Origin of the sequence: Rossellomorea sp. NPDC071047 (assembly GCF_050270195.1) — a bacterium.
GTDB lineage: Bacteria > Bacillota > Bacilli > Bacillales > Bacillaceae_B > Rossellomorea.
Genome location: NZ_JBNNJT010000002.1, coordinates 41,091 through 66,602 on the forward strand (window position 1 = coordinate 41,091; position 25,512 = coordinate 66,602).

A 25,512-nucleotide genomic window follows, 5' to 3' on the forward strand; every position below is an offset into this window, starting at 1 on the left:
GTAGAATCGAGCATTGAAAACAAATAAAAAGGCGTGGGTCTGGCTCGCCACACTTTTAAGCTTATTTATCATCATCGGTGTATTTCTTTCTCCTGAAAAACCTAAGGAGTATCCGGCCTATGTTTCCGAGTCTCCCTCTCCTTCTGGAATAAAAGCCCTTTATACCTATTTGGAAAACGAAGGTGCTTCTATACAACGCTGGTCTTTTTCACCTGATAGGCTGCCGGTGGCTGAATCTGATCGATTACTGATTATGATAGAACCATTCTCAATCCCTGAGCAAGAAGAAATGGAAGCTTACGAGAATTTCATGAAAGCAGGGAATACGATTCTTCTTTTAAAGGATAATCCAAAAGGGATGTTTGACACGAAGACGGTCTTAATAGGGGAAGGGCTCGATAATCCTCTTATACGTGATCAAAAAGGGAATACATATCAAACAGATCTTCTATCAGGCGTAAGGTTAGAAACGTCGGATGAAGATACCGTTCTATTGGATGATCGGGAGGGAACGATTGCCTATAGCTCTCCTATAGGAAAGGGTCAATTGATTGTATCTACTTCACCGGGATGGGTGATGAACGGGAATATTCTTGATAGTGATCATCTTCAGCTGGTTCTCACTCTATTAGAAAGCGGTGGAGCGGAACGGAAAACGATCCTGGTCGATGAATACCTTCACGGGGGAGAGAGTGAGGCAAGCCTTACCAGTCTCTATCCCCAGTGGCTGTTGCTTTTCATCCTTCAATTGCTGATCCTCACCGTCCTTTGGCTCTGGATGCGGGGGAAACGTTTTGGTGGTACTCTCACACCGAGGGAAGAGACGGTCCGATTCAGTGATGAACGAATCAAGGCGCTTTCAGCCTGGTACTTAAAAGGGCGCCAATACAAAGAATCTTTAGTGATTCAAGCTGATTATGTCAGAGTTCTGTTCCAGGAACGTTGGGGGATTCCGACGAGTAAGGAATGGTCGGAATTGAATGAACCTTTAGAACGGAGATTTACGACCGTTTCTAAAAAAGAAATCGATTCGGTTTTATCTGGGATAAGGGCTGTATTAGAGAAAGAACACATCAGTAAACAAGAATTCGTACAATGGTCGAAAAAAATAGAACTATTCAGGAAAGAGGTGGAGGATCGTTGAAACCAGAAATCACATCCTTAATGGAGAAATATGAAGAGCGAATTGTAGGTCAAAGTACGAATCTTAAACTCTTGTTGTCTTCGATTCTGGCAGGAGGGCATGTATTGATAGAGGGAGTCCCGGGGACAGGGAAGACACAGATGGTCAAGACCCTTTCCCAGTTGCTCGGGGGAAGCTTCAACCGGATTCAATTCACACCGGATCTGTTACCGAGTGATATCACAGGTAGTACGATTTACAATATGAAGGATAGCAGCTTCCAGACGATCAAAGGGCCGATTTTCACCAATGTACTATTGGCCGATGAAATCAACCGTACTCCGGCGAAAACCCAGGCGGCCCTGCTCGAAGCCATGGAGGAAAAGCAGGTGACGATCCAAGGGGCAACGTATCCTCTTGAAGAGGTGTTTTTCGTGGTAGCTACCCAGAATCCGATTGAATTCGAGGGAACCTATCCCTTGCCTGAGGCCCAGCAGGACCGCTTCCTGTTTAAGCTGGATATCGATTTTCCTTCCTTTGAAGAAGAGAAAAATGTATTGAAACAAGTGATCGAGAATCATTATGCGGAAAGTGTAGGGGCCGTTCTCGACATGGAAACCTTCCTTTCTATCAGAAGAGAAATCGGTGATGTCACACTTAGTGATGCTGTGTTGGATTATATTATGCAGATTGTGAGAAAAACCCGTGAAACGGAATCGATCCGCTTCGGGGCAAGTACAAGGGCGGCGATTTCGATTGGAAAAGCGGGACGGGCATGGGCTTATCTGTCAGGACGTGACTATGTCACACCTGATGATATCAAGATTGTGGCAAGACCTGCCCTCAGACACCGCATCCAGCTATCCCCGCACGTAGAATTGGAGGGAGTGACCATTGACCAAGTCATCCAAGAGCTTGTTGGGTCGATTCCTGTTCCAAGATAAGGGGATATTGCCGACGCGAAAGTTGTTGATCTCGTATCTCCTATTTTCCGTCATCCTTCTTGCAGGAACGTTTATTGGACTGTCATGGACGCTCATTTTTATATTGAACGGCTTGTTTCTGGTCATGAGTCTCATTGATCTGACTCTGTCGCCATCCAAAAAGGAAATAGACGTCAAGCGCCATATTCCGGATCAAATGGAAAGGGGTCTGGATTATGTCGTCGAACTGGAAATCATAAACAGATCTTCCCGTGGCATGGAGTTTCGGATCCTGGATGGTACCCCGCAAAGCTTTCAAACAACTTTTCCCTTAGAAGGGAAGCTTGAACAGGATTCAGCAGGGACCCTTGCCTATGATGTGGTGACGCCGGTAAGGGGGGACTATAACCTGACGAAGCTGTATCTTCGCTATCGAAGCTCCCTCGGTTTATGGGAAAAACAAAAAACAATGGAGCTCCATGATGTGGTGAAAGTCATTCCGGATCTTACCGAAACGAAAAAAGTGTTGGAAAGTGCTCAGCAATTCCTACTATATGAAGGGGTGAAAATCCGTAAGCAGCAAAGTGGTGCCGGGGAATTCTCCAAGATTAGAAATTATGTGCTTGGGGATGATCCCAGAAAGATCAACTGGCGTCAAACCGCAAAGCTCAGGGAAGTGATGACCAATGAATATGAACCTGAGCATGGTAAGTACATTACGATCCTAATTGATTGCGGAAGAATGATGGGAGCGGAACTGAAAAAAGGAAACCGGTTGGAGAAATCCCTGGAGGCGGCCCTGACCGTGACGGCAGCGGCCCTTCAAAACGGGGATTATGTATCGGTCCTTGCTTTCAGTAAAGATGTAAAGGTATATATCCCTCCGGCAAAAGGGATGGCGCATCTGCAAACGATTCTTCATCGTATATATCATTTGGAAGTGGACGCAGCCGAATCTAATTATGCCGGCGTCCTCCATTATGTTCAAACGGTTCAGAAGAAGCGGAGTCTGCTCTTATTATTCAGTGACGTACACACTTTTCTTCATGAAGACAGTGCCCTGTTTTACTTACAGCGCCTGCGGAGGCAACATCTCTTTTTAACGATCGGGATAGAAGATGAAACGTTGGTCAAACGGATCAAGGCAGAGCCTGCCGATTCAGAGCAGGCAATGATGAAGAGCATGGCTCAAAAACAGATGCTCGTGAAGAAAAGGGAAAAGGCAAAGTGGGAAAAACAGGGCCTCCTGATGGTGGAGGCCCGTGAAGAGAAACTGGCGGCAACCGCTGTTTCTTACTATATTGATATGATGAACCGGGGGTTACTGTAAGCTCGCATTTAGCCGAAGCTTTCCGATCGTCATATAGAGAATCAGACCGATAACCGTTATAAAGGCAACCATATATTTTGCGAGTAGCGGTATGGCAGCAGGCGTAATGAAGCCTTCGATGATCCCGGCGATCACAAACAGGGGTACCGTCCCGAGGAGCAGCTGGACGGATCGTTTCGCTTGCTGCTTTAATTGATAGCCTCGTGTAAAACGTCCAGGTACAAAGAGCTTATAGCCCATCAAGAGTCCCGCTCCGCCTGCAATAAAGATGGCTGTAAGCTCGATCATGCCGTGGGGGACGATGTAAGCCCAGAATTCATAGCTCATTCCCTGGTGCCAGAAGACAGCGGCCAGGGCCCCTACTATGATACCGTTGTACACAAGCATATAGACCGTCAACAAGCCAAATGTCACACCGCCGGCAAAGGCAAGGAAGGCGACTTTGATGTTATTGGTCATGATGGCAGCCGACATAAGGGAAGAATCCACTTGTCCGTCACTTTTCCCGAGATTAGAAGGATCCACACCTTGAGACATCTCAGCTGGTAGAATGGAATATAGGTGAAGAGGATCATTTACGACAGAAATGAAGGCACCGAGTGCACCGATTGTAAATAATATCATCGCCGTGACAACGAACTTCCACTGTTCAAGCAGTAATCCAATAAACGTCGTGGAGAAAAAATGTCTAATTTGTTTTCCACTTGAGATTTGGTCTTTATATAATAGATTGTGAGACTTTGATACGAGACCGTTCAAATAACCGGTTACTTCTTCGCCGGGAAAGTAAGTCTGGCTGTAGGAAAGATTCTGGGCAGCCTTTTGATAAAGACGGTTGAATTGATCAATGGCCGGGCCCGTGGAGTTCTTCCTCTTGCGAAGGGTTCCAAGGAGATCTTCTAACTGCTTCCAGTCCTCCCGGTGCTGTTTGACAAATTGCTTCACGTTCATTGTGACACCTACTTGTTCTTTTGATTTCTTATCTCTTATTATAGTAAGTTTAGAAAAAAATAGAAACCATTAAAGGTAAATTCATCCATAAGGAGGGGATTGTATTGCATGAAGAACAAGTCGATATCAGAACCCCGGAATATGTTTCCCTGCAATTCCAACCTGCAGGCTTAGGCAGCCGGGCAGCAGCCCTTATGATCGACCAGCTGTTGTTAACAATCGTAAACATCCTGATCGTTGTGCTCCTGTTTTTTGCGACGTCGGGGAATGATGGCCTATTTAGTATGATGGAAATCAACTCGACACTATGGGGGATCGCCATCATCGCCATCTTTTTTCTCAACTGGGGATATTTCTTTGCTTTAGAATACTTCTGGGGTGGAAAGACGATCGGAAAGCGATTGCTGGGGATCCGGGTGATGCAGGAAAACGGACACAGCGTCACTCTCCTATCCTGCTTCATTCGAAATCTATTAAGAATCATTGACATGCTTCCCGTCTCCTATTTCATTGGTATGGTCATGATCTTCCTTCATTCTAAGCATAAGAGGGTGGGGGATCTCGTTGCCGGAACCATCGTTGTTCATGAGCGACGCGTCAAAGGAAAACGAAAAGAAAAAGCCATAGAGAAGGAAATCCGCCGCCGTGGCTTGAGGAAAGAGGATATAACGGTGGAAGCGTGGGAATTAAAGCGGCTCGGTGCGAAAGAATGGCAGCTGGTCAAAACGTACAGCAACCGATTCGTTCAGCTCCCCCTTTCAGAACGAAACCAATTAACCAAGAAGCTTGCCTTTATCCTCTATCCTAAACTGGGATTAGACGTGCAGGATAAAACGTATGAGGAGATTGAGGATACCCTTCTCCTTTTATACCTGGCATTAAGGGAAGAATGGGAATTTGAATTGTAGGAATCAGCAAAGTCTGGTGAGGGCTTTGCTGTTTTTTTATTTGTCAGATGGCAAGGGCTTTATACCTAATGAAGATTCCTCGTGCTATTAAAGCAATCTTGTTGATTACATAGAAAATTAAGTAAATACAGTAGGATAATTGTGATAGAGGTTTACAATCAATACACATAATTTACAAAATAATAAGAAAAGTAATGCCCATTTTCCCATTACATTACAAAATGCGACAAAATATACTTGTACTGTAATCATTTATATATATTTGTTTTTAAACTGAAGGGGGAAAAGGGTATGAGGACGAAAAGTATTTCATTATCCATTATAAGTATTCTGTTATTACTGACTGGAGGTTTCATTCAGCCTCAAGAAAGTATGGACACAGGAGTGGCAGCTGCACCTCAGTCTGCCGTAATCAATGAAGTGGCCTGGATGGGAACGGCGGGTTCTTACAACAATGAATGGATGGAACTATACAATACCACCACATCTGATCTTTCATTGGAAGGGTGGGTCCTTGAAGCCCAGGACGGATCACCGAGCATAGTCTTAAGCGGATCGGTTCCGGCCCAGGGTTATTTTTTACTGGAAAGGACAAGCGATGACACGATTTCAACTGTTTCAGCGGACCAAGTCTATACAGGAAGTCTTGGAAATTCGGATGAAGTTCTTTATTTAAAGGATGAGTCCGGTTCGATAATCGATGAAGTGAACGGCTGGTACGCTGGTGACAACACCACGAAAGCCTCGATGGAGCGAAACAATCAATCTATCAGCGGAACGGATCCGAGCAATTGGAGTACATCGACGGCTTCCTATGAAGGTGGATTTGGAACCCCTAAAGTGGCTAATTCAGCTGTTCCTTCGGGAAGTGGAAGTGAATCACTTACCAATGTAAGCGAGGCGCCTGGTGCGATTAACGTCTACTTTAACAAAAGTGCATCGACTCAATATGCCATGCCGGGTAACGAAGCTAACTACAACGTGAACCTTGAAGATCGTCTCATTGAACGATTGAATGAAGCGACAACGTCCATTGACTTTGCCACTTATGAAATCAATCTGCCTCGAGTGGTCGATACATTGATGGCCAAAGCGGCACAAGGGGTGGACGTCCGGATTCTGGCTGATGCCAAGGATGGATCGGACCCCCATTACGCAGAACGATATGAAACCATGAGATTATACTTAGAGAAACTTGTCCGCGGTCAGGATGGAGTAGTAGGATCAGCGGATGATGCTCATATTTTATCTGACTCCCCTATGTTTGTAGTGGAAGATGCCGTGAAGCGGGCAGCGTACGATTTACCTGCAAGCTACAGTGATTTCCCACAGCGAAACGTGTCGGTTGGAAGCACGGCGACTTCAGGCCATATGTTTGTGGAAGGGGAATTGAAAGAGACAGACAGCTACTATTCTCCAGGGAATCAAATGCATAATAAATTTGCTGTAGTTGACGGGAAATGGGTTTTCACAGGAAGCTGGAATTTTACCGTAACAGGCTTATATGGTTCTGAGGAAAACATGAACCAGGGCATCCTTGACGGCAACCAGCAGCATGTCGTGGAGGTTCACTCTCCTGAACTTGCCTCCATTTATAAAACGGAATTTGAAGAAATGTGGGGGAGTGGATCAACGACTCCAAATAATTCAGTATCGAACTTTAGCACAAGGAAAGTAGATAACACCCCTCATACGTTGACCATTGGAGGAGATACGGTAGAGGTGTACTTCTCTTCAGGAGATGACGCGGTTGGACGGATGACAGAACTTGTAAAAGCAGAAGCAGACGAAAACGCGTATTTCACCATTTTCGCATGGAGCGACCAGGCCCTTGTGGACGAATTGAAGAATAAGTGGGAAGGAAGCTATATGGATATCCAGGGAACGTTGACCGGCTTTGACGTGAAAGGTCTTTATGATGCCAGCTTCTGGAACCAATGGTGGTCAGCGAGTATTGAAATGACTGGAAGAACGGCTACGCAAACGAGTACGAACAATCCAAATACGCGCTGGGCAAACCCTGCACCCGTGTACAAGGCAAATGAAAGCCGCAAGCTTCATGCGAAAACGATGCTCATCGATGCCGATACCAGCAGCGATCCAACCGTTATTGTAGGGTCGACGAACTGGAGTGAAAACGGTAATAATGTGAATGACGAAAACATGCTCATCATCCATGATGATGCCATCACGAATCAATTCCTTCAGGAGTTCAATGCAAGATATGTGAATGCTGGAGGGGTTGTACAGTAGGTTGGATGAAAAATTCCTTGAGTATGGAACAGAACAAAAAGGATGATTCTCTTTTCTGAGAATCATCCTTTTTGGGGGGAACTCACTCCATCCCAGGAGCCTTCTGGATTTCAAAAATAAGTACAATTGCAGTGATTGCATGGGCAATCAATCGGATGACCGGGAAAAAGTTTAAGAAGGAAGCAAGGATACCGAGGGCACTTCCTAGGATTGGCTGATCTTCTGACCTTGAAATGTACAACACGCTCACATGCCAAAGAGCCACTAAACAAAGGAGAAAAGGAATAGCATCACCAGCAATATTGCCAAAGATCGGAACAGCCAAAAACAATTCGATAGAAAAGGATAACCATTTAATTCGTGAAAGCACGGACACACACCTCCTTATTTCAGTGTATGACTATGTGAGGGGCGTGTGCCTGTTTGAAGGAATTGTTTTTAAGGGGGGAGTGGTGGTGGTTGTCGTGTGAGGATTTAGCGATAGACAACCATCACAAAAAGACCATCGTCTCATCTCAAGACAATGGTCTTTTAAAGCATTTTTAAGCAAGTAACTTCTCCACAACCTTATGCTCATTTTCATTCAGCAGGTTTTTGCCGATCGTTTCATGAACCTCTTTATTCATGCTGTCTTCCAGCACCGCGGCCTCTTCCTTATCACCAACGAGTAGGATCCGTTCCCACTCCTCATCAGCGGCCTTTTTGTCCAGGATGCTGCCGAGGCTTTTCCACCAGCGTTGTTGATTCGCTTTGAGGCGATTTTCAAATTCTTCCTGCTGATTGGCCTTTCCACCGCCGCTTCCCATGCTGACGTCCGAGTGATGGGGACCTTCATGCTTTCGCCAATCATCTGTTTCTAAATCGAATTCCATAAATTCACTGGACTGAATCTCTCCAAAGGCGGAGGTGAGGATTTTGATTTGATTTTGCTGAAGAAGCACTAATCCCGTGTAAGGGTAATCTTTATGCAAAGATTTCAATTGATCCAGGTGAGGATTCTCCTCCCAATAAAAATTCGTTTCAACCGGTATTTGAAGCTCGAATGTCTCCCAAATGCCACTATCGGCTGAAGCGAAGATGATAAAGCTTCTAGGCAGTTCACGTTCTAAACTATATACATAGTTTTCTACTTTCGGGCGGATGGATTGAAGCCTTTCTTTTTCCTCGGGAGCACTTTCCAGGTATTCTTCCAGGCGGTTGAATCCGTTTTTGAGGGCAATCTTCCATTCACCACCCTGCTGATCGTGGTCGCTGCGGTCCGTATTCAAGTATACAGTCAATAATTTATCAGGTTTTTGTAAGTACAAGTTTTCCAATACGCTCAGTGTTTTTTTGAAAGACATGGAACTCCTCCTTATAGAATGCTTACTTTTCATATAAACGGTAGAGGCCCCTTTTAAACATTATTTTGTAAAAAAAGGGAATTGACGAAAGGACCTTAATAGGAAAAAATAGGAGGGAAGGGAGGAGAACCAATGAATATTGAGAAGCAGTGGGTCCAGGAAGATAGCGATTACATACGAAAGAAATTAATCGAATACAATATGTCACAAGTAGATGAGGAGACAAAGACGCCCCTGGAGCAAATCAGTTTTGTTATGAGGAACGATGAGGATGAAATCGTTGGCGGAGTGGTCGGAGAAATGTTCTGGCAGCATCTCCATATTGATTTTCTGTGGGTGGCAGATGACTATCGGCATGGAGGTTATGGCTCCAAACTGATTCACCGGATAGAAGAGTATGCCAGGGAGAAGGGATGCCATCTCGTTATATTAGATACATTCAGCTTCCAGGCCCCTCATTTTTATAAAAAATTAGGTTATAAGGAATTCGGGATCCTTAAAGACTTTCCTAAGGGACAGAGTCAGTATTTTATGGAGAAACGATTGTAGCAACCAGCCTTGGCTGGTTGTTTCTTGACGTGAATCGTATCATCTATGAAATCTCCTATGTGCTATTAAGCCCATTTTCTTGAAGAAATCAGATAAATCATGTTTTATGTTCTTTCCATCGGGTAAATATGTACTAAATAACACACGACGGGAGAGAATAAAGTGAGCTATATTAACCAGGGTAGAGAGCGCATTCAGTTTGATCGTAAGGGTAAGAAAAAGGATTTACATATACTGGAGTGCACACATTGTGAGAATGAATTCCGTTCAACGATGAATGTCCACCAAATCGAGTGCTCTAATTGTTCAACATCTACAGATCCTAAATTGGACCTTTCAATTTTTAAAGTCATCGGATTTATTGAAAATATTCAAGGGAGTGAAGTTCGTTGCTAAACAAGGACAAATTAGCCGATTTGAAAATGGATTTTAACGATATTCTTTGGATGAGTTCTGGAGTTGCCATTATTCTATTATTACTAGCTTTAGCAAATTTCTTTATCCTTGCCTAATCATATTGTTGAGATCGGTTTGAAAAGTCCTGACTGTTTAGTAGGACTTTTTTTGTTGGGCGAAACCATTGAAAAAGCCTGCCCGCTTTTACGATTAAAGCGGGCAGGCTTTTCTTTAGGGTGTTATCCTTTATAGCTTTCATCGTACTCAAGATAAACAACATGAGTTTCCAGGTATTCGTTAAGGCCGTGTTTTCCATCTGCTCCGCCGATTCCTGATTGACCGCGACCAGCGTGGAAACCATTGATGGCTTCGAAATTTTCACGATTGACGAAAGTTTCACCGTATCGAAGTTCATTAGCGGCTCTCATGATTTCATGAAGATTTTCACTGAAGATGGATGAAGAGAGACCATATTCCGTATCGTTGGCAAGCTCGATGACTTCATCAAAATCTTTGTATGTCATAATTGGAAGGACCGGTCCAAAGATCTCTTCCTGGATAATTTCCATATCCTGCTTTACATCTACTAGAATGGTAGGCTCGTAGTAGAACCCTTTATCCATATTGAGGGGTTTCCCGCCTGTGAGGATTTTTGCTCCGTTTTCAACGGCAGTATTGACCATTGCAGTTACGGTCTCGAGTCGATCCTTATTCACAAGAGGCCCGATGTCGTTATCACGGTTTGTCGGATCTCCGACTGTCGTGTTTTTCATCGCTTCTGTCATTTTGCTGATGAATTCCTCTGCTACATCCTCGTGGACATACACTCGTTCTGCGTTCGTGCATGCCTGCCCGGAGTTGGTGATTCGGGACGTTTTGATCTTTTCGACGGCAAGATCAATATTTGCATGCTTGGTGACGATGGCAGGAGCCTTACCGCCAAGCTCCAGGTTTACTTTTGTAATGGACTTCGATGCTGCTTCCATCACTTTTGAACCAGCCGGGTAGCTTCCTGTCATGGACACCATGCGTACTTTAGGGTGACTGGACATCGGGTTTCCGATACCGGACCCTTTACCGGTTACAAGGTTAAAGACACCTTTTGGCAGCCCGATTTCGTCTATGATCTTAGCAAATTCACATGCGGTATTTGGCGTGTATTGACTTGGTTTCATAACAATCGTACAGCCTGTAACAATCGCAGGTGCAACCTTCCTTGCCAGGATGAACATCGGGAAGTTCCATGGGACGATCCCTGCCACGACACCAATCGGCTTTTTGTAAACAAGGATATTTTCATTCGAGCGCTCACTCTCAAGGATTTCGCCTTCATACCTTAACGCCCAGCCTGCCATGTAGCGGAAATACTCAATGGCAGTATCCAGCTCACCTTCTGAGGCATCCAATGTCTTCCCGTTTTCTTCTGTCAGCATCTGGACAAATTGGTCTTTACGTTCTTCAAGCTTATCGGCTATTTTATATAAATAGGAAGCACGCTCCTTGGAAGGGACCTTCGCCCATGAGAGAAAAGCAGAGTGAGCAGCATCAATCGCGTGATTGACATCCTCTTCCGTTCCCAACTGAATGGAAGAAATCGTTTCCTCATTCGCAGGATTGATCACGTCCAACGTATCCTTCGACGTACTATCCACAAACTCACCATTAATATACAACTGATACTTCTTCACGATTACTCCTCCTTGTATAAATCTTTCTTATCATATCTACTTCTTTTCCCTTTCAATGGGAGGGGGTAAACATGGGGATGTGCGAGGGACGGACCTCTTTCCATTCATATAGTAAGCTAAGACCTTGATACAAAGGAGTTTAAGTGAGTTTGTCCATTAGTATCTGAAAGATAGAGGGACGGACCTCATCCACTCACTCCTTCAACCAAAACGCTGATTTAAAAGGATATGAGTAAAATTGGAGGTCCGTCCCTCAAAATGGTTACTTGCTTGGTTCTGCGATTTTGACGAGTTGTTTGCCGATGTTTTTGCCTTGGAAGAGTCCGAGGAAGGCGTCGGTTACGTTTTCTAGGCCTTCTGTGATGGTTTCTTCGTATTGCAGTTTTCCTTGTCCCAGCCATTGACCAAGTTCCGTTGCCCCTTCTTTGAAGCGGTCATTGTAGTCGTTGACGACAAAGCCTTTCATGAGTGCGCTTGATTTGATCAATCTGGTTTGTACGCGTGGTCCCAGGTCACGATCCGTTTTGTTATAAGAAGAAATCGCTCCGCACACTGGAACGCGGGCATGTTTATTTAGTAAACTAAGGGCAGCGTCACCAATTTCACCACCAACGTTTTCAAAATAAACATCGATGCCGTGTGGACACGCTTCTTCTAACGCAGCATAAATGCTTTCCGTTGATTTGTAGTTGATTCCTTCGTCGAATCCAAGCGTATCAGTCAGGTAGCTTACTTTTTCATCCGAACCTGCAATCCCGACGACACGGGCTCCTTTGATTTTGGCAATTTGACCGACAACAGAGCCGACTGCGCCTGCAGCACCGGATACAACCACGGTTTCGCCTTCTTTCGGCTGACCGATGTCAAGGAGTCCGAAGTAAGCGGTCAATCCAGTCATTCCCAGTATACTAAGGTGAGTTGAGATAGGAGCGACATTCGGATCGATGGAGCGTACCTGCTTTTCATCGGCAAGGGAATATTCCTGCCATGGCAGCATCCCTACAACGAAATCGCCTTTTTGGAAATGTTTAGATTCTGACTCGACGATTAAACCAACCGCTCCGCCAGCCAACGCTTCGTTCAATTGGAATGGTTCTACATACGACTTGGCATCAGACATTCTGCCCCTCATATAAGGATCCACGGAAAGATAAAGGGTTTTGACTAATACTTGACCTTTGGATGGTTTAGGAACATCAATCTCTTTGAAGTGGAAATCCTCTTTTACAGGCATTCCTTCGGGACGGGCGACTAATTGAATTTGTTGCTGCTTTTCGGGTAACATCATGATTCCTCCTCGTAAATTAAACTGGAATATTTCCGATTACTTGAAATTTATCACATGGAGTTTAGGTTCTACAAAGAATAACACTTGAGGAAGGTGGGGTGAATGTGGTGAATAGTTGGGAAGCAGAGGTCGAGGTCACCATTGACCAGGCAAGATTATTAATTGGAAATCAGTTTCCGGAACTTCATCCATCAAGATTAGATATCATTGACTATGGATTCGATAATACGGTTATGAAAGTGAACAACGATTGGGTCTTTCGGTTTCCTAGACGGAATATAGCCGTGAAGCTATTGGAAACGGAAGGAAAGCTCTTGTCACTGCTCGATGAAAAGAGTCTCGGGCTCCGAATTCCGATTCCGACCTTTTTTGGAGAGCCTTCCCCTCAATACAAATGGCCCTTTTTAGGCTATCGGTTCGTTGAAGGAACGATTCCATCCCGGGCACATGAGGTGGTTAGAGAAGGGGAGTCAGCCCTTAAAATGGCGTGGTTTCTAAAGAAACTTCATCTGACGGATGCTTCAGAGGCCGTGAAACGGGGAGTACCTCATGATGAATTGAATCGTTTAGATGTAAAAAAACGAATATCGACCTTGGAAAAAAATATTCATGAAATCGAAGAACTGAATCTTTTTCACCAGGTTGATAAATTAAAAGACTATCTTCAGCACGTACCAAAAAAGTCATTGCCATCAGAAACCACTCTGGTGCATGGCGACCTTCATTTTAAAAATATTGTTGTGAATGAGAATGGGATCTTATCAGGGATCCTTGATTGGGGTGACGTTCATATTGGCCATCGAGCCATTGATTTAAACCTCGTTTACAGTTATCTCAATTCTTCGGGACGGGATTTGTTTTTTGAAGAATATGGAGAGGTAGAGGAAGTCGAGTTGGAATATGCCAGGTTCAAAGCCATCTACACCAACGTCGTCCTGCTTCTTTACGGCCATCATGAAAAGCAGCCCTTCACGGTTGCAGAAGCGCAGAAAAGTTTGGAATTTGCATTAATAAGAGGGACGGACCTTGGTGAGTAACACAAGGTCCGTCCCTCTTCTACTATTATTTAACGTTTTTCTGGATATACTTCACGATTTTTCTAAGTTCATTCGCATGTGGACGTCCAAAGGGGCTCGTTTGTCTTTGCTGGTACATGGTTTGTCCTTTTTCATTCACAAGGAAGTAAGCAGGTTCACCATGCTGTCCGTGATCCTCATATGGGGCATCTTCACCGTGATAGAACACATCATAGGCCTTGATTGCCTCTAACTTTTCGTCTGCTAAAACAGGGAAAGTTAAATCCTCTTTGTTCGCAAACTCCTGCAAGTCCTCCAATTTATCACTGGAAATCGTAAGTATGTGAACATTATGCTTTTCAAAATCCTCTTTGTTAGCTTGTAACTCTCTAAGTTCTTCCTGACATACCGGGCACCATGAGCCCCTGAAGAAAACGATTAGATGCCAGCTTTGATGTTCTTTTTGATGGTCCTCAAATGAGAACGTTTCACCTGAAACTGCCGGGAGCGTGAAATTTGGTACCGTATCATTTAATTGAAAAGTTGCCATTATTCATTCCTCCTATTGTTTTCTTTCTAATCAGATAGGCTTTAGGACAATCCTAACCAGATTGAAATACATACAATATAGTAATTTATTTTGCTTACATGGAGTGTATTTCCCTTTTTGTGAGAAACAAAACGTACTAGTGTGCAGAGTGAGAAGAAAGGAAGATGGATATGAGAAGAAATGAGACAGCTCCAAATCTGTGTATTTTCCCGGATTACAAGTGGTGTGGACCAGGATGCAGCGGACCAGGGGCACCCATCAATTCAGTCGACGCAGCATGCAAGGCCCATGACCTTTGCTATGAGCGATACGGCCCAAGCTGCCAGTGTGATCGGATGTTTATGAGGAAGCTGAAAAATGAAATCAACCATGATAGTCGAAAAGGGAGACATGCTCTTCTTATGTATCAATATATGAAATTGCAGACAAGGTTTACGTGTCATGGTGATCGGTGTCGGGGGTCATGGTTTTAGGTATTAACCGCTTGGATTGTTCAAGCGGTCTTATTATTTGAAGTTAGAAACGCATTTGATCCAGTTATTACCTAATTTTCAAGTAAGTTGATGTTGAAAATTGTCGCTATTTGTTGAAGAATGGCTAGTATACCCTATAAGACATTGTTCTTATTTTTTGTAAGTGATAAAGCAAAACAAGTTTAATTTAAATAGGTTTCATACTGATTACTAAGGATTCCTTGAAAGTAATATGGTATGAAAGTATTCCAAATTAATTTAGAACCAAAGTTTCTTTTTAATTTTGTTCAGGGATTTTTATGTCTGATTCTATTACAATTACCTATGATATTGTCAGCAAGAAAGGGGAGATACCATGTCATCCATTTCAACAAAAAAGAAAAAATATCTTTTTGAAATACATTTTTTAAGAGCATTTGCTTGTTTAGCCGTATTAGGAGTTCACGTATCAGCTACTTATTACTCAATGAATGATAATACGTTTAATTGGTTTTCATACTTTTTAAATCAAGTTGGCCGTTTTGGAACGCCTATATTTGTAGTGATTGCCGGATTTCTATTATTCTATCAAGTAAAAAGAAACACGTATTCTTTTAATAAATTTGTTACTTCCAGGATTTCAAAAATCATTATGCCATTGATATTATGGAGCTTGGTCTATCGCTTCTTACTCTATTATTTTGATAATCAACAGATTGGAGCAATAAAAACAGAACTCGTAAAGATCTTTACAGGCGGTCACTTCTATCATCTCTATTTTATTGCTATTATCGTTCAATTTTATTTTATCTTTCCTATTCTGCAAAAACTGTTTAGAACGAAAATGGGATTAATTATTTTTACCATCATCTCATTTTTTATTAGTTATAATATGATCGGTTTTGATCCCGGAATTGAAGGGTTTATCGGAAACTTTATGGCAAGTAAATCGTTCATGCCGCTATGGATTTTCTATTTTTCATTCGGAGGATTATTGGCCTTCTTCTGGGAGGATATTAGAGATTTTGCAACTGATTTTCCTTGGATGATGTTAACCTTATCAATACTCATAACAGCAGGAGCAATTATAGAGTATACAATCAATGGAGATCTTACGAACAGAAGACCAAGTAATTTATTAAATATACCACTATTAAGCATTGCTACTATTGGAATGTATCCTTTACTTTCTCAGTGGAGTGTCTTGAAAAAGCCTCTGACGTTATTAGGGAAGTATTCGATGGGGATATACCTAATTCATCCCTTCGTTCTGCACTTGATGAAAATATATTTGCCTGCTTCTACGTGGAACATGATTTATCTTCCGATATTATTTGTCGCCGTATTATTAATTTGTGTAGGATTGATTCGCCTTATTCAGCAGGTTCCATTTAGCAGTTATTTCATTCCTGTACCAAAAATTAAAAGAACACCAAACAATGAAAGTGGTGGGAATGTTACATCAAAAGAAGCTACAGCATAGACGAAAGAACCGAGTTGATTCTTATATCGCTCGGTTTTTTAAAAAACAAAATATGGGAAAATGAATCTCCCAATTTCTCGCACAAACCCCCATAAAAAAACAGCGCACATCAAGCAGGCTGGCGACTCAGATTAAGATGGTTTAATAGACATTAGGATGATAAGAATAATGGCAGCACTATGTATAATGATATTGAAGGGTTTAATTCTGAGTTGATTTTTCCGTATGATTCCGGAACGTCGTCACCACTGTGACTGTGGATGATCTCGGCCATTTGCTTCACTTTCTTCGGCATGATGCCTGCTACAATGAATTGAACACCTATGTAGATCACGATGGACGCGATATACCAACCTGTTTTGAATAAATAAGGATTCATAATACCCATAATGAGACCAGTAATAAGTAACACGATACTGCCGACTTTTGCAAAGGTTTCGATCTTTTTGCTAAGCTCTAAAGAGAATTTCGCCTGATATGACGTTTCAGGTGTCTTCATCACGACGGGCATGGCAAAGCTTGCGCCAAGGCCAGCGACTGCAGCAACGATGAGGACAAGAACCAAAAATCCATAGAATTACATGTTATTCACCTCCATCTAAGGGAATTTTGAACAGATTTCATTGTAGAGTAAATTAGTACCTGTTTCCAGGTTTTTTTTTGAAAAGAGAGGAGAGAAAAATATGAGTGAGAAAGATGAAATCAGGCATAAGGTATGGAATCGGTTGACAGAGAGAAAGTTAGGCGGTTTTCCATTCCCTCTAACGGGCCGGATTCCAAATTTCAAAGGAGCTGAAAAAGCTGCTTCTTTTGTTCGGGATATGGAAATTTACAAGGGTGCTGAGGTCGTAAAGGTGAATCCGGATGCACCTCAGCTTCCACTTCGTGCATCTGTGTTGAAGGATGGGAAAACCCTGCTCATTCCAACTCCGCGCTTAAAGGACGGATTTGTCATGATCCAGCCTGAATGGGTGCCCCGGGGAGAAGAGAGAAAGGCAGCTAGTATCAAGCATATGAATACATATGGTAAAGTAGTGCCGCTCACAGATATACCTGCCATCGACTTAATCGTAGTTGGTTCCGTTGCGATTCACCGTGATGGGAGAAGGCTCGGAAAAGGAGAGGGGTATGCCGATCGCGAATATGCCATACTTCGTGAAATCGGGAACAGCCCGGTGCCGGTCATCACCACCATTAACAGTGAGCAACTTGTAGGGGACGATATCCCAAGAGATTCCTATGACCTGGCCGTCGACTGGATCATCACCGAAGAAGGAATCACGGAAACCCACACCCCATACCCAAAACCACACGGCATCGAATGGGAACACGTAACCGAAGACGAAATGGAAAAAATGCCGATCCTGAAGGAATTGAAGGGGTTCTCTAGAGGGACGGACCTGTAATTTAATATCAATTGGCAGGAATGCTATAGGGACGGGCTTTATGGGAAAAATGGAGGTCCGTCCCTCTATATACGCAAAAATCCCTGAAGGCGAATTCGCCTTCAGGGATTTTTTTGTTATGATTGTTGCCTCTGGGCAAGGCATTTTGGCTTTTTTAGTATCCTTCCACAACCAAATCAAGCTTCCCTGTTTCCGGACTGATGACAAGCCCGTGGACAGGAATCTTTTTATCCATCAACGGATGGTTTTTGATCATGTCGACGCTGTGGGCGACGCTTTCCTGTACTGAGCTGAAGCCTTTCAACCAGTCGTGGAGGTCGATTCCGGAGTAGTTGACGGTGTCGAGTGTTTCATCTGCCACCCCGCGTTCTTTCATTTTGTCCAGGATACTATCGCTGTTGATGGCGCTCATTCCGCAGTCGTGGTGACCGATCACGAGTACTTCATCTGCCTGGAGTTCATATACTGCAACGAGCAGGCTGCGCATAATGCTACCGAACGGATGGCTCACGACGGCACCTGCATTCTTGACGATCTTCACATCGCCGTTTTTCATGTTCATGGACTTAGGAAGCAGCTCTACTAAACGAGTATCCATACAAGTAAGAATCACTAGGCGCTTGTCTGGGAACTTGGTTGTACGGTATTCCTCGTAGGAATGTTCTTCTACAAACTGCTGGTTGTAATCAAGTATGTTCGTTAATAAAGTCATATAGTCTTCTCCTATAAAATTTATTATCACTTCACATTTTGCTGAAGGTGATTTTCTATCTCTTTTATTTTATCCATAACTTCCTGCCGATTCCAATCTGACGTATTGGAAAGTTTTAAATATAAAGAAGATACTTTAGCCAGCACCTCTGTCAGATTCGGTTCTTTTCTTGGATATGTGGACTTACCCATGAGATCGAACAAGCCATTCATTTGATCTGATACTTTCTTGTATTGATCGTCCTTTGAAATGACGGCCACATGAAAATATTGTTGCATATCTGAGAACTGAAAGAATATATCAAACAACTCGAATGAATTATTTTTCTTCAGGTTCAATTCCATTTCACCGGATGCATTTTTATGAATGAACCGGGCGAACTTTGGTGAGCTTTCTTCTTCTACAATAGACATGAAGTTTTCTCCAGGCTTTAGAAGATCGTACCCTGTATTTGACGCATCTATTAAATTAAATTGCCTGTCCAATAGTAGATAAGGAATCGGGCATAAATGCAGATTTTCCACATGATCACTCCCTTGGGAAAGGTTAATGGACGTCATTGCCCCATTCCTCACTTATAGAGGAGGTTCATGTGGGATAACATTCAGTTGAACCTTATTAAGTTTGGCTAAATATGATGAAGGAGCTAGCCTTTCTGGGAAACAGGCTGTTCAGACATATCTGTCAGGTATTCATTGAGCTCTAACAAGTCATTAAAGCTTTCTACCTGTGATTTTTCCAGAAAATCCAGGGTATAGTTTGAAATCAATCGACCGCCAACCAGAATTTCAATCTCTTGATTATGCTCTCTGATCTTTTCGATGCACGCTTTCAATCGAGTCAGTTCCGTTGTCATCCCGATTGAAATCCCAACGACATGGGGTTCCCACGCTTCAATAAATGTTAGGGCATCCTTAACAGGGACATTTGCTCCCAAGTAACGGGTATTCCATTGTTTTTCTTTGAACACTTCATTCGCAAGTTCAAGTCCTAAACTATGATGTTCACCCTCTATACAAAATAAAAGAGCTTTAGGATGGTTTTCCAAAGCTTCTTGATGGGTAAATACGGTAGCAAGTAAATATTTAAGGGTCGCAGTAGCTAAATGCTCATCTGCAACGGTAATTTGATTTTTCTCCCAAAGATCACCGATTCTATACATAGATGGTTTAATAATTTTCTCATAAAAAGTAAAATTATCTATTTTTGAGTGAATAGAAGACGAATGTAATTCCATTAATGAATGCACGTCTCCCGCGAGAATAGACTTGGTGAAAGCCTGGACCAGCTGATTCATTATGATCACTCCCAGCAAAAATACAATTACTATATTCAATAGAAAGAATCGAAATTCCTGCTACAAATTTCAATCTTTAATTGGATTGACTTTCCCTATATTCTTATTTAATATAACCTCTGTAACACAAATTGTCGCTCAAGTAACTGAGAGAGGTTCATAGCATTAACCCTCTATAAAAAACTATGGTTCTATGAATCTAACATGTGGTTTCTTAAACATGTTATCCTTTAAGCGTAACAGGATAATACAATTTTTGCAATTTCCTTGCCTGTTATGTCGATTCTTAGGCTAATGCTATGTCCTCCTTCATTCGAGGCACTCTGAAGGGGAGGATTTTTACATGTCAGGAAGAAAAGACGAAGATTTAACAGATCTATCATTATTAGGAAATCAAGGAACAAATTACTTATTCGAGTATGCTCCACATATTTTGGAAGCATTCGACAATAAGCATCCGAACCGGGACTATTTTGTGAAGTTCAACTGTCCTGAATTCACAAGTCTCTGCCCGAAAACAGGTCAGCCGGACTTCGCTGCCATCTATATCAGCTATATACCTGGTGAAAAGATGGTGGAAAGCAAATCACTCAAGCTTTACTTATTCAGCTTTAGGAATCATGGTGATTTCCACGAAGACTGCATGAACATCATCATGAACGACCTGATCGAATTAATGGATCCACGCTATATTGAAGTGTGGGGGAAGTTCACTCCACGTGGGGGAATCAGCATTGATCCATACTGTAACTACGGAAAGCCAGGTACGAAATACGAAACGATGGCAGACCACCGCTTGATGAACCATGATTTGTATCCGGAGAAGATTGATAACCGATAAGATGGGAAGGACGATTCTGCTTCAGGAATCGTTCTTCTTTTTTGTTTAACGATAGGCGAATATTTCTATTGCCGAAATAAATATCCGGGATTATACTTGCGGGAAGAGATAGAAAAGGGGGGAGCGGGATGAAGCCGTTAAACGCATCTCTTTGTGTGCTGATTGGAGCAAGTTCTTACGGGATTCATGCTTCTGTCGTGAAGCTCGGATTTGCTGAAGGCTACTCTGTTTCAGATGTAACGGGTATACAGTATTTATTTGGAGTGGCTATGTTATTCCTGGCCTTTCTTTTTACTAAAAAAATAAAGATGACTAAGACGCATTGGGTCTCGCTCTTCGGGGTCGGAATCCTTCTTAGCTTGACTGGGGTCTTTTATGGCCTCAGCCTTCATGAGGTTCCTGCTTCCATTGCAGTTGTCATGTTGTTCCAATTCACATGGATCGGCGTTTTGATTGAATCGCTTTATTTAAAAAAATTCCCTTCCAATAAGAAGCTTCTTTCCGTTTTATTTCTGTGGATGGGAACCTTGCTTGCAGGAGGGGTCATTTCTTCTGAACGTTTCAGATGGTCTGAAAATGGTATGGGAATTCTCTTCGGTTTCTTTGCAGCCATCACATTTGCCCTGTTTATCTTCTTCAGCGGCAAGGTGGCAAAAGAAGTGCCCACGATTCAAAAGAGCATGATGATTACCCTTGGCGGTTTACTTGTAGTCCTCATCGCGTTTCGTCCTTCTTTCATTCATGAACCTGTTCAGATTGTTGAAATGGCAGACTTTGGACTACTCGTCGGCATCTTCGGAAGTATCTTTCCCGTCGTCTTTTTCGCGATCGGTACTCCACACCTCGATTCGAGTCTCTCGACCATTGTGGGAGCAGCGGAACTTCCGGCAGCTATACTCGCAGCCATGTGGATTCTCCATGAACAAGTGGTATTATTGCAGTTCATAGGAATCCTGCTGATTTTGATCGGGATTGCCATTCCTCAATTTCATATAGGATCTGTACGGAATCGGAAACAATTTGGGTGAACGAAAGCTCTCTTCTTTGGCGAAGGGAGCTTTTTTCGGTGAAAGCCGAAATTCCCACCTTACCCCAACTTATACCCCATTAAACCCAAACCCCACCCTCATCGCATCTGCAAACCCTTCCAATTTTCACAATTATTAAACCTTATTTTTTTGACCGGATTCCCTTTACAAAGGGTCTTCATGGGCTTTATAATCCCGTTGTTCAACTATTTACGGAATACCAATAAAAATTTTAAAGAAAAAGGAGGTTGCGGTGATGCGACAAAGAATATTTTCCTTCTTAATGATGAATCTTGGTGCATTTCTTGTTTCGGTGAATGTCCATTTTTTCTTATCGCCTAATAATTTAGCGACAGGGGGAGTAAGTGGATTGTCGATCATCATGAACGATCTGTTTCCAGGGTTATCCCTTGGACTGTTCATGATCATTATCAATATCGTGTTATTTATCGTCGGTGTGATCTTTCTCGGCTTTAATTTCGGTGCGAAAACCATTTACGCAAGTTTCGCCCTTTCATTCTATGTTTGGTTATTAGAGAGATTTGCTCCCATGAGTGCGCCATTGAGTGATGATATTTTGATTCAATTGATTATCGGTCAATGCATTGCCGCAACCGGGATGGCCATTGTGTTCAACCAGCAGGCATCAACGGGTGGAACGGATATCGTGGCCCTGATCTTTAATAAATATTTCAATATAGATGTAGGCAGAGGCGTCCTGCTGGCAGATCTATCAATTGCTATGTCTTCAGCTGTACTATTCGGACCGCAAGTCGGAATGTATGCATTCTTCGGTGTCATCCTGAACGGACTCGTCATCGATTATGCATTGCAACAATTCAATTCAAATAAAGAGATTGTGATCATCAGCCGCTACAGCGATGAGATCAAGTCTTATATCGTCCATGAACTGGGAAAAGGAGCGACGATTCATACGGCAACGGGAGCCTTCACTTCCGACGAAAAGGAAGTCATCACGACCATCCTTGGTCGAAAGGACTTCTCCAAGTTAAAAGGGTTCATCACCCAGGTCGATAATCGTGCCTTCATCACGGTTCATACGATGAATGAAATACTAGGTCAAAACTTCAAACGACTGGCATAGAAACAAAGCTTCACCTTTTCAATAAGGTGGAGCTTTTTCTTTGTCAAAAGCTCTTTTTGCAAAGATTGATTTTTAGTTACATAGGAACTGCATTGGCTCTGTCAATCAGTGTATGCTCAGATGGTGAGGGGAACTGCTTCGCTTGCAGCTAGCGTTCGGCCGAGCCTCCTCAGCTGAGCCGAACGGGGTCTCGGCACGACCGTACTTCCGCAGGAGTCTACACAGTTCCCCTCACCATCTAAAAGGGAATTTCGTGACAGAGCTTAAAAGTGACAAAAACTATCTGGAGAAAACGGACTACTGCTCTCTTTATAAGTTGTCCTTTTCCACGGTAGCATTGTTTGTTTCATTTGATAGATAGTTAGATGATCCACCGATCTGAGTTAACATTAAATTTTCTTTTACTCCTTTGTAGATGGTCCTTTTTAGGAATAAAAGCTGTATATATATTTATAGCTGTCAGAATTTAGTAGCAGAGAGTGGATTGTAGCGGAAGGCACTTGACTCCTGCGGGAGGTAGAGGAAAAGTCGAGACCCCGCAGGGCAAAAGCCCGAGGAGGCTCGACTTCCTCCCCGCGGAAAGCAAGTGCCTGGAGCGGAAAGGAACGGTCCATGTTTTTACAGTACGATTCATTCAATAGGTAAATTTACTTTTTTTGTAATCTGCGCATAATCAGTGGGAGAGACCCAAAAGATCGGTGTGGATGCTCACTGGCTGTACTTTCTCTGTTTAAATAGCAACAATGTTTACAAATAGAGCCTTGTCAAAAATATTGTTCTACTTTCCAGAAAATAAAGGAAAATATTCCATTCTTCCTGTATAAATAATAGGTAGGGGGTGGAAAAATGGAGAAAGAAGAGTTTGAACGCCTGGAACGGAAAATCAGCACTCTGGAAAGAGAGCTATACCTTGTGAAAAGGCAGTTGATACAAGCGAAGAGCGAAAGTGAAGCACCTGCTATCCAAAAAGCAGAAGTGTATACGGAACCTGAAAAGCAATTACCTGCAGAGGAAAATGAGCCATTCATTGAAAGAGAACCATTCGACTTTTCAGTGGAACGCTGGCTTCCGAAAGTGTTTCTATTTGTTCTATTGATAGGAAGCGTTTGGGGCTTTATGGCTGCTTCTCAAAATGGCTGGGTTACGCCCGGTTTAAGGGTGTTAACGGGGGCTGTCATCAGTATCGTGATGTATTTCTTAGGAGAACGATATATCAGGGATCAGAGGAAGTTAGCCCTCACACTACTGTCAGGGAGCATCGTCCTTGCGATCATTACGTTATTCTCAGCAAACATTTTGTATGGATATATAGGCGGACTCATCACAAATCTATTAGTACTCGTCATTATTTCTGTCGGGTTGTGGACTTCTCATAAACATAGTTCTGAAGTGATCCTGTGCTTGATCGGGGCAGGAGCGTATCTGTTTCCGTTTATTTTCGCAGGGGATGAGCGGAATGAGTGGTTGTTTTACGGATATGAGTTAGTAATGTTCTTTGTATTAATGACGTTCAGCACGGTGAAACGTTACCGGATTGCCTGGAATATTCATTATTATTTACTTTATTTCTCATTATTTTTCTTTGCGGCCTTTGGTGTAGGGGCGATGACGCTGACCGTTCTGATTCCATTTGCGATTCAGCACGCTTATGTTTTACTGTTAATCGTGCTGGGCCGGGATGAGCGGGTGAGTGCCGAAATGATTCCTGCTCTAGTATCAGGCTCATTCATCCTTCTTGGATTATTGAATGATATTTACGCAGCAATCCCACTCTATTACTATGTGACTTTCGCAGCGGTGTATATCGGCGTATCGTTCATTGAACCGAAGGAAAAGAAACAAACAAAGGATGTCCTGCTCGTCTTAGGTTTCCTGCATGTGCTCCTCTTCTTATTTGAACTATTAGAATACGATTGGCGCTTTGTCTTAGTCGGCCTTCAGGCAACTGCCCTTTTATGGCTTGCTGGAAGAAGGGAAAGCTATCTTGGTTTGGTTGCTTCCATTCTTTTGATGATGTGTTCATTCCTCGGGGTACTGGTCGGTGCATCTGATGATTTCTTTACGATTGAGCTGCCGATTTTTGTGATCTCTTTTGGGTATGTGTATCTGTTTTCCCACTACAATAAAAATGAGTCCTCTTTCTTAAACGTGTCGACAACGCCGATTAAAGTGGTGTTGACAGGAATTGTCATGTTCTTCGTGTTACGTTTGACGGATTTCATTGTAATCGGCTGGGACTATACCCCGCGAACCACCGCCTTCACCGTAGCAATTGCCGCTCTGTCCATTGCTTATCTCATCTTCGGTGAAAGCAGGAAGGATGCCTTTTACCGCTGGGTAGGGATCAGTTTTTTAGCTCTGGCATTGGTGAAATTCTTCCTGGCAGATCTCGTGTTCCTGGATTTCACAATCCGTGCCATGATCCTGATTCCAATCGGAGTGATCGGTCTTGTGCTTTCAAGATTTTTATATAAAAAGGAATAAACACATTGCAAAAGCTTTCAGAATAATTATATAATGGTGATATTAACTAACGTGTAATGGAAAAGGAGGTGGAATTGAGATGAATCGTTCTGTAGGATTGCGTGGGAAGTATTTAGACTATATTTACATTTGCCGTGCAATTTTTCATGTATTTGCGTTCAAAGGGACACTTATGCCCTTTTTCAGCAAATAGATATGAATACTGAACGGTAAGAGGTCTCAATTCCAATCACTTTTCTATAAAGAATCGGAAAAAGGGGGCGTTTTCGCTCTCTTTTTTTATGCCTTCTTTTATGAAAGGGGAAGTGCGGTACAATCGCACTTCGATCAGCCATGGGAGAGCCTTCTGCTTCCTCATGGTTTTTTTGTGATCATAACGGACCCTC

Annotated in this window: 27 protein-coding genes; 17 read left to right on the top strand and 10 right to left on the bottom strand. The window is 42.9% G+C overall.

Going from position 1 to position 25,512, the window contains the following annotated elements:
• The first annotated feature begins 13 nt into the window (after positions 1 to 13).
• From ACQKFO_RS07955 to ACQKFO_RS07965, 3 genes are read left to right on the top strand one after another with little or no spacing between them, the layout of a single operon-like run.
• Complete coding sequence (locus ACQKFO_RS07955) at positions 14 to 1,144, top strand: DUF4350 domain-containing protein (protein ID WP_427597850.1); 1,131 nt, start codon at positions 14 to 16, stop codon at positions 1,142 to 1,144.
• Positions 1,141 to 2,067, top strand: a complete 927-nt coding sequence (locus ACQKFO_RS07960) for an AAA family ATPase (protein WP_427597852.1) — start codon at positions 1,141 to 1,143, stop codon at positions 2,065 to 2,067. Before ACQKFO_RS07955 ends, ACQKFO_RS07960 begins: the two co-directional genes overlap by 4 nt.
• The gene (locus tag ACQKFO_RS07965) at positions 2,018 to 3,376 is read left to right on the top strand and encodes a DUF58 domain-containing protein (protein WP_427597853.1); all 1,359 of its coding nucleotides are present in this window, start codon (positions 2,018 to 2,020) and stop codon (positions 3,374 to 3,376) included. The genes ACQKFO_RS07960 and ACQKFO_RS07965 overlap by 50 nt, the downstream gene beginning before the upstream one ends.
• On the opposite strand, the gene ACQKFO_RS07970 is transcribed toward ACQKFO_RS07965, so the two are convergent.
• Entirely contained in the window at positions 3,368 to 4,327 is a 960-nt protein-coding gene (locus tag ACQKFO_RS07970; RefSeq protein ID WP_427597855.1) for a stage II sporulation protein M, read from the bottom strand. The genes ACQKFO_RS07965 and ACQKFO_RS07970 overlap by 9 nt on opposite strands.
• Before the next feature lie 104 nt (positions 4,328 to 4,431).
• On the opposite strand from ACQKFO_RS07970, the gene ACQKFO_RS07975 reads away from it, so the two are divergent.
• Together ACQKFO_RS07975 and ACQKFO_RS07980 are read left to right on the top strand one after the other, a co-directional pair.
• Positions 4,432 to 5,235 carry an RDD family protein gene (locus ACQKFO_RS07975; protein WP_427597857.1) on the top strand — a complete coding sequence of 268 codons (804 nt, stop codon included), beginning with the start codon at positions 4,432 to 4,434 and terminating at the stop codon, positions 5,233 to 5,235.
• 291 nt (positions 5,236 to 5,526) lie between these two features.
• The gene (locus ACQKFO_RS07980) at positions 5,527 to 7,488 is read left to right on the top strand and encodes a phospholipase D-like domain-containing protein (RefSeq protein ID WP_427597858.1); all 1,962 of its coding nucleotides are present in this window, start codon (positions 5,527 to 5,529) and stop codon (positions 7,486 to 7,488) included.
• Between the two features lie 82 nt (positions 7,489 to 7,570).
• Here the strand turns inward: ACQKFO_RS07980 and ACQKFO_RS07985 are convergent, their stop codons facing one another.
• A complete protein-coding gene (locus ACQKFO_RS07985; RefSeq protein WP_427597859.1) occupies positions 7,571 to 7,858 on the bottom strand; it encodes a hypothetical protein in 288 nt (95 codons plus the stop codon).
• 172 nt (positions 7,859 to 8,030) lie between these two features.
• Positions 8,031 to 8,831, bottom strand: a complete 801-nt coding sequence (locus ACQKFO_RS07990; protein ID WP_427597861.1) for a VLRF1 family aeRF1-type release factor — start codon at positions 8,829 to 8,831, stop codon at positions 8,031 to 8,033.
• A 132-nt stretch (positions 8,832 to 8,963) separates the two neighbouring features.
• On the opposite strand from ACQKFO_RS07990, the gene ACQKFO_RS07995 reads away from it, so the two are divergent.
• The 3 genes from ACQKFO_RS07995 (at position 8,964) to ACQKFO_RS08005 (ending at position 9,892) form a co-directional block, all read left to right on the top strand.
• The gene (locus ACQKFO_RS07995; protein ID WP_427597862.1) at positions 8,964 to 9,380 is read left to right on the top strand and encodes a GNAT family N-acetyltransferase; all 417 of its coding nucleotides are present in this window, start codon (positions 8,964 to 8,966) and stop codon (positions 9,378 to 9,380) included.
• 162 nt (positions 9,381 to 9,542) lie between these two features.
• Positions 9,543 to 9,776, top strand: a complete 234-nt coding sequence (locus ACQKFO_RS08000) for a hypothetical protein (RefSeq protein WP_427597863.1) — start codon at positions 9,543 to 9,545, stop codon at positions 9,774 to 9,776.
• Complete coding sequence (locus tag ACQKFO_RS08005) at positions 9,770 to 9,892, top strand: hypothetical protein (RefSeq protein WP_262371836.1); 123 nt, start codon at positions 9,770 to 9,772, stop codon at positions 9,890 to 9,892. The genes ACQKFO_RS08000 and ACQKFO_RS08005 overlap by 7 nt, the downstream gene beginning before the upstream one ends.
• 123 nt (positions 9,893 to 10,015) lie before the next feature.
• Here the strand turns inward: ACQKFO_RS08005 and aldA are convergent, their stop codons facing one another.
• Both aldA and ACQKFO_RS08015 read right to left on the bottom strand, forming a co-directional pair.
• Positions 10,016 to 11,464 (bottom strand): aldehyde dehydrogenase, encoded by a 1,449-nt coding sequence (aldA, locus tag ACQKFO_RS08010; RefSeq protein WP_427597864.1) that lies wholly within the window; start codon positions 11,462 to 11,464, stop codon positions 10,016 to 10,018.
• A gap of 262 nt (positions 11,465 to 11,726) precedes the next feature.
• Positions 11,727 to 12,752, bottom strand: coding sequence for an NADP-dependent oxidoreductase (locus ACQKFO_RS08015; RefSeq protein WP_427597865.1), 1,026 nt, complete (start codon positions 12,750 to 12,752; stop codon positions 11,727 to 11,729).
• Positions 12,753 to 12,856: 104 nt separating this feature from the next.
• Between ACQKFO_RS08015 and ACQKFO_RS08020 the strand changes: the two genes are divergently transcribed.
• Positions 12,857 to 13,789, top strand: a complete 933-nt coding sequence (locus tag ACQKFO_RS08020; RefSeq protein ID WP_427597866.1) for a phosphotransferase — start codon at positions 12,857 to 12,859, stop codon at positions 13,787 to 13,789.
• A gap of 25 nt (positions 13,790 to 13,814) precedes the next feature.
• On the opposite strand, the gene ACQKFO_RS08025 is transcribed toward ACQKFO_RS08020, so the two are convergent.
• Entirely contained in the window at positions 13,815 to 14,318 is a 504-nt protein-coding gene (locus tag ACQKFO_RS08025; protein WP_427597867.1) for a peroxiredoxin family protein, read from the bottom strand.
• A gap of 170 nt (positions 14,319 to 14,488) precedes the next feature.
• Between ACQKFO_RS08025 and ACQKFO_RS08030 the strand changes: the two genes are divergently transcribed.
• Together ACQKFO_RS08030 and ACQKFO_RS08035 are read left to right on the top strand one after the other, a co-directional pair.
• A complete protein-coding gene (locus tag ACQKFO_RS08030) occupies positions 14,489 to 14,791 on the top strand; it encodes a phospholipase (protein ID WP_427597868.1) in 303 nt (100 codons plus the stop codon).
• 355 nt (positions 14,792 to 15,146) lie between these two features.
• Entirely contained in the window at positions 15,147 to 16,253 is a 1,107-nt protein-coding gene (locus ACQKFO_RS08035) for an acyltransferase (RefSeq protein ID WP_427597869.1), read from the top strand.
• 151 nt (positions 16,254 to 16,404) lie between these two features.
• Here ACQKFO_RS08035 and ACQKFO_RS08040 read toward each other — a convergent pair whose 3' ends face one another.
• Entirely contained in the window at positions 16,405 to 16,818 is a 414-nt protein-coding gene (locus ACQKFO_RS08040) for a DUF2269 family protein (RefSeq protein WP_427597870.1), read from the bottom strand.
• 118 nt (positions 16,819 to 16,936) lie between these two features.
• Here ACQKFO_RS08040 and ACQKFO_RS08045 point away from each other — a divergent pair, with 118 nt between their 5' ends.
• Positions 16,937 to 17,659 (top strand): 5-formyltetrahydrofolate cyclo-ligase, encoded by a 723-nt coding sequence (locus ACQKFO_RS08045; RefSeq protein WP_427597872.1) that lies wholly within the window; start codon positions 16,937 to 16,939, stop codon positions 17,657 to 17,659.
• A 154-nt stretch (positions 17,660 to 17,813) separates the two neighbouring features.
• On the opposite strand, the gene ACQKFO_RS08050 is transcribed toward ACQKFO_RS08045, so the two are convergent.
• The 3 genes from ACQKFO_RS08050 to ACQKFO_RS08060 all read right to left on the bottom strand — a co-directional run bounded on the left by ACQKFO_RS08050 (position 17,814) and on the right by ACQKFO_RS08060 (position 19,668).
• Positions 17,814 to 18,371 carry a beta-class carbonic anhydrase gene (locus ACQKFO_RS08050; RefSeq protein WP_427597873.1) on the bottom strand — a complete coding sequence of 186 codons (558 nt, stop codon included), beginning with the start codon at positions 18,369 to 18,371 and terminating at the stop codon, positions 17,814 to 17,816.
• 26 nt (positions 18,372 to 18,397) lie between these two features.
• On the bottom strand, positions 18,398 to 18,931 hold the full coding sequence (locus tag ACQKFO_RS08055) for a hypothetical protein (RefSeq protein WP_427597874.1): 534 nt from the start codon (positions 18,929 to 18,931) through the stop codon (positions 18,398 to 18,400).
• 86 nt (positions 18,932 to 19,017) lie between these two features.
• Positions 19,018 to 19,668: a cobalamin B12-binding domain-containing protein gene (locus ACQKFO_RS08060; RefSeq protein WP_427597876.1), complete on the bottom strand. Its 651-nt coding sequence runs from the start codon at positions 19,666 to 19,668 to the stop codon at positions 19,018 to 19,020.
• Between the two features lie 343 nt (positions 19,669 to 20,011).
• Between ACQKFO_RS08060 and queF the strand changes: the two genes are divergently transcribed.
• The 5 genes from queF (at position 20,012) to ACQKFO_RS08085 (ending at position 25,319) form a co-directional block, all read left to right on the top strand.
• The gene (queF, locus tag ACQKFO_RS08065; protein ID WP_113968655.1) at positions 20,012 to 20,509 is read left to right on the top strand and encodes a preQ(1) synthase; all 498 of its coding nucleotides are present in this window, start codon (positions 20,012 to 20,014) and stop codon (positions 20,507 to 20,509) included.
• Positions 20,510 to 20,637: 128 nt separating this feature from the next.
• A complete protein-coding gene (locus tag ACQKFO_RS08070) occupies positions 20,638 to 21,537 on the top strand; it encodes an EamA family transporter (RefSeq protein WP_427597877.1) in 900 nt (299 codons plus the stop codon).
• A 256-nt stretch (positions 21,538 to 21,793) separates the two neighbouring features.
• Positions 21,794 to 22,642: a YitT family protein gene (locus ACQKFO_RS08075; protein ID WP_148967364.1), complete on the top strand. Its 849-nt coding sequence runs from the start codon at positions 21,794 to 21,796 to the stop codon at positions 22,640 to 22,642.
• Positions 22,643 to 23,488: 846 nt separating this feature from the next.
• Positions 23,489 to 25,126: a DUF2339 domain-containing protein gene (locus tag ACQKFO_RS08080; RefSeq protein ID WP_427597878.1), complete on the top strand. Its 1,638-nt coding sequence runs from the start codon at positions 23,489 to 23,491 to the stop codon at positions 25,124 to 25,126.
• A 79-nt stretch (positions 25,127 to 25,205) separates the two neighbouring features.
• Entirely contained in the window at positions 25,206 to 25,319 is a 114-nt protein-coding gene (locus ACQKFO_RS08085) for an RAxF-45 family protein (protein WP_427597879.1), read from the top strand.
• Positions 25,320 to 25,512 lie beyond the last annotated feature (193 nt).

Excerpts from the sequence above, each read along its gene's own strand:
- ACQKFO_RS07970 (WP_427597855.1), bottom strand. The coding sequence starts at position 4,327 with ATGAACGTGAAGCAATTTGTCAAACAGCACCGGGAGGACTGGAAGCAG.
- ACQKFO_RS07980 (WP_427597858.1), top strand. The coding sequence starts at position 5,527 with ATGAGGACGAAAAGTATTTCATTATCCATTATAAGTATTCTGTTATTA.
- ACQKFO_RS07990 (WP_427597861.1), bottom strand. The coding sequence starts at position 8,831 with ATGTCTTTCAAAAAAACACTGAGCGTATTGGAAAACTTGTACTTACAA.
- ACQKFO_RS07995 (WP_427597862.1), top strand. The coding sequence starts at position 8,964 with ATGAATATTGAGAAGCAGTGGGTCCAGGAAGATAGCGATTACATACGA.
- ACQKFO_RS08015 (WP_427597865.1), bottom strand. The coding sequence starts at position 12,752 with ATGATGTTACCCGAAAAGCAGCAACAAATTCAATTAGTCGCCCGTCCC.
- ACQKFO_RS08025 (WP_427597867.1), bottom strand. The coding sequence starts at position 14,318 with ATGGCAACTTTTCAATTAAATGATACGGTACCAAATTTCACGCTCCCG.
- ACQKFO_RS08030 (WP_427597868.1), top strand. The coding sequence starts at position 14,489 with ATGAGAAGAAATGAGACAGCTCCAAATCTGTGTATTTTCCCGGATTAC.
- ACQKFO_RS08035 (WP_427597869.1), top strand. The coding sequence starts at position 15,147 with ATGTCATCCATTTCAACAAAAAAGAAAAAATATCTTTTTGAAATACAT.
- ACQKFO_RS08045 (WP_427597872.1), top strand. The coding sequence starts at position 16,937 with ATGAGTGAGAAAGATGAAATCAGGCATAAGGTATGGAATCGGTTGACA.
- ACQKFO_RS08050 (WP_427597873.1), bottom strand. The coding sequence starts at position 18,371 with ATGACTTTATTAACGAACATACTTGATTACAACCAGCAGTTTGTAGAA.
- ACQKFO_RS08055 (WP_427597874.1), bottom strand. The coding sequence starts at position 18,931 with ATGACGTCCATTAACCTTTCCCAAGGGAGTGATCATGTGGAAAATCTG.
- ACQKFO_RS08060 (WP_427597876.1), bottom strand. The coding sequence starts at position 19,668 with ATGAATCAGCTGGTCCAGGCTTTCACCAAGTCTATTCTCGCGGGAGAC.
- queF (WP_113968655.1), top strand. The coding sequence starts at position 20,012 with ATGTCAGGAAGAAAAGACGAAGATTTAACAGATCTATCATTATTAGGA.
- ACQKFO_RS08070 (WP_427597877.1), top strand. The coding sequence starts at position 20,638 with ATGAAGCCGTTAAACGCATCTCTTTGTGTGCTGATTGGAGCAAGTTCT.
- ACQKFO_RS08075 (WP_148967364.1), top strand. The coding sequence starts at position 21,794 with ATGCGACAAAGAATATTTTCCTTCTTAATGATGAATCTTGGTGCATTT.
- ACQKFO_RS08080 (WP_427597878.1), top strand. The coding sequence starts at position 23,489 with ATGGAGAAAGAAGAGTTTGAACGCCTGGAACGGAAAATCAGCACTCTG.
- ACQKFO_RS08085 (WP_427597879.1), top strand. The coding sequence starts at position 25,206 with ATGAATCGTTCTGTAGGATTGCGTGGGAAGTATTTAGACTATATTTAC.